This is a genomic window from Streptomyces sp. NPDC058964, from assembly GCF_042741275.1.
Lineage (GTDB): Bacteria > Actinomycetota > Actinomycetes > Streptomycetales > Streptomycetaceae > Streptomyces.
Genome location: NZ_JBHYKH010000835.1, coordinates 1 through 2,399, shown reverse-complemented (window position 1 = coordinate 2,399; position 2,399 = coordinate 1). Strand labels below are relative to the sequence as shown.

The 2,399-nt window shown below is 67.6% G+C and carries 2 protein-coding genes and 1 pseudogene; all 3 read left to right on the top strand.

Annotated elements, in window-relative coordinates; all coding sequences use genetic code 11:
• Positions 1-243, top strand: a pseudogene (locus ACFW2E_RS45385) (hypothetical protein); the annotation flags it as partial.
• A 203-nt stretch (positions 244-446) separates the two neighbouring features.
• On the top strand, positions 447-1,193 hold the full coding sequence (locus tag ACFW2E_RS45380) for an SDR family oxidoreductase (protein ID WP_384477626.1): 747 nt from the start codon (positions 447-449) through the stop codon (positions 1,191-1,193).
• 499 nt (positions 1,194-1,692) lie between these two features.
• Complete coding sequence (locus ACFW2E_RS45375; RefSeq protein WP_384477623.1) at positions 1,693-2,031, top strand: hypothetical protein; 339 nt, start codon at positions 1,693-1,695, stop codon at positions 2,029-2,031.
• Positions 2,032-2,399: the final 368 nt, after the last annotated feature.

The window sequence follows — 2,399 nt, the reverse complement described above, 5'->3', positions numbered from 1 at the left end:
ATCGCGCCCCATTGTCGCGTGCAGTTTTTCTACTTCGGCCTGGCCGTCCTGCTACGACGGCACGACTACACGCCCGAGGTCATCAACGCGGGTCCCGCCGCGCACTACCCCTCCGAGTACAAGGAGTTCGACGGAATCATGGTTCCAACCCGGCGCCGCGTCTTCCGGGTTGGCGAGAACGGGAACGTATTCCGGGACACCGAACTCGTCGCCATCGACATCGAGAGCGTCCAGTTCAACTGAGCCGGTCATGACACATCTCGATCCGTTCGGCTGCCCGGGGCCGGCAGCGCACAGGCCTCGCGCCAGCCCCCGGAGACCAACGATCCGGAGGCGCAGGAACATACCGGGCCGCGGTTGCAGCCGCTGAGCCGGCCCGAACCCGTGACCGCCCCCGAACACAGCGGGAAAAGATGAGCCGCAACACGAACAGAGGAGACAACACCATGCGAATCGCCGTTGCCGGAGCGACCGGGAACATTGGGTCCCGCACTGTCGCCGTCCTGGAACAAGCCGGGCACGAAGTCGTGCGCATCAGCCGCTCGCTCGGCGTAGACCTGATCACTGGAAACGGCCTCGACGCCGCCCTGACAGGCGTCGACGCCGTCGTGGACGCAACAAACTACGAGGCAGCCACCCGGGACGACGCAGTGGCATACTTCGGCGCCAGCACCCGAAACCTGCTGGCCGCCGAGCAACGGGCCGGGGTCCGTCACCACGTGCTGCTTTCCATCGTCGGTATCAATCGCATCGAAGGCGGTAACGCCCACTACGCCGGCAAGCGTGAGCAGGAGCGCCTCGTAGCCGAGGGGCCCGTGCCGTGGACGATCGTTCCTTTCACGCAATTCCACGACTTCGCCGCGACGGTGACGGATTGGACCGAGCAGGACGGCGTCGCCAAGATTCCACCTCTGCTGGTCCAGCCGATCGCACCCGACGAGGTGGCCGACATCCTCGCCGAAATCACGACGAGCATGCCGCAAGGACGCTACCGCGACGTCGCCGGTCCGGAGCCGCAGGACCTGGTGGACATGGCCCGGCGCACCAACGACGCGCGCGGACGTGCGGTCAAGCTGGTGCCGACGTGGTCATCCCTACTGGGCCCGGAGATGGCCGGTGACGTACTCCTGCCCGGTGATGGCGCCCGCATCGCGGCAACCACTTTCGACGAGTGGCTTGCACACGCCCAATAGCATCGCCTTGCGTGTCTGACCGCCCGGTGTGAAGGAGTACGCATCGCTGTTCACGCGAATACCAACTCCTCGAACCTGGGGGGCAGATCACGGACCCGCGTGAGGCCATCCTGAGCAGCGCACGCTTGCTCTTCCCGGCCCGCGGGTACGCCCGGGCCACCACCCGGGGGGACCTTCGAACGAGGGTGGCTGGCCAGCAGTTCCTCGATCCGTGTGGCGAGCACATTGCGCAGGTCGAGGGGCGGTGGCCAGGGAACTGGGCAGGCTCGGGACAATGAGCGCGGCCGCGTCTGTGCCGGGGACGCCCACAGTCTGCTCGTCAAGCGCAGTGAAGATCTCCTTGACCAGGCGCTCGGCTTCTGCGCCGCCTTCGTCCGCGACGGGCCGACCGGTCGTCGACGTCCGGCCTTGCGGCTTTGGGCCGGGGAACCGAAGCGCTCCGACAGCGTAGGGCGGCGGGCTGCTGGAGGCGTGGGCCCAGAGCGCGTTCGATGTGTGGGTGTTGGGTGAGCAGGCCGCAAAGGCGGTCACTGATGCGGGTGGCCTCGCCAACCAGGTCGTCGTCGAATCTGACGAGCATCTCCAGTTCGGCGACGGTCTCGTCTTGGGTTCGCTGTCGGGCAGCCACCTGTGGAAGGCCTTCTTCCAGCAGGGTGACGGCCGTGGCCTGGTGTTCGCCCTTGCCGACGTCCAGGCCGGGGAAGACTCGGATGTCGCTGACGTCGATCACGTGCGTCCTTCCGGTCGTCCCCGCCCGGCCGTCCGACGGCACCGATCGCCACCTCCACGATACGAAGAGCCTTCCGGCCTGCCGACAAGCCGGCGGTCATGCTCCTGATTTGGTTAATCGGACCCAGGCGCGCGGTCTGCAGCCGTAGCGCCCAGGGTGCCGGACAGTACGGGCCGCGTTGCCCCATGCCGCCCCGGGCCGGCTCATGATCAGCATGCCGCCGCCGTCCGGCGCCCGTACGGTGTGGCTCGAGGCCGGACTCTGGTTGCCACCTCGAACCTCCGGACCTTGTTCGGGCGCCCAAGGGCCCCGATGAGGCCCGGGGCGAGCGGGGTTCCAAGCCCCACCCGGAGTTCCTGATGCAGAAGCACATGCCGCGTGTGACTGGTGCGTTGAGCGGCCGGCATATCCCGCTCCGGTCGGTTGATGTGCAGGCGCGCCGTGGTCGTGCCGACCCGTGTGGCACGGTCCTCTGG

Excerpts from the sequence above, each read along its gene's own strand:
- ACFW2E_RS45380 (WP_384477626.1), top strand. The coding sequence starts at position 447 with ATGCGAATCGCCGTTGCCGGAGCGACCGGGAACATTGGGTCCCGCACT.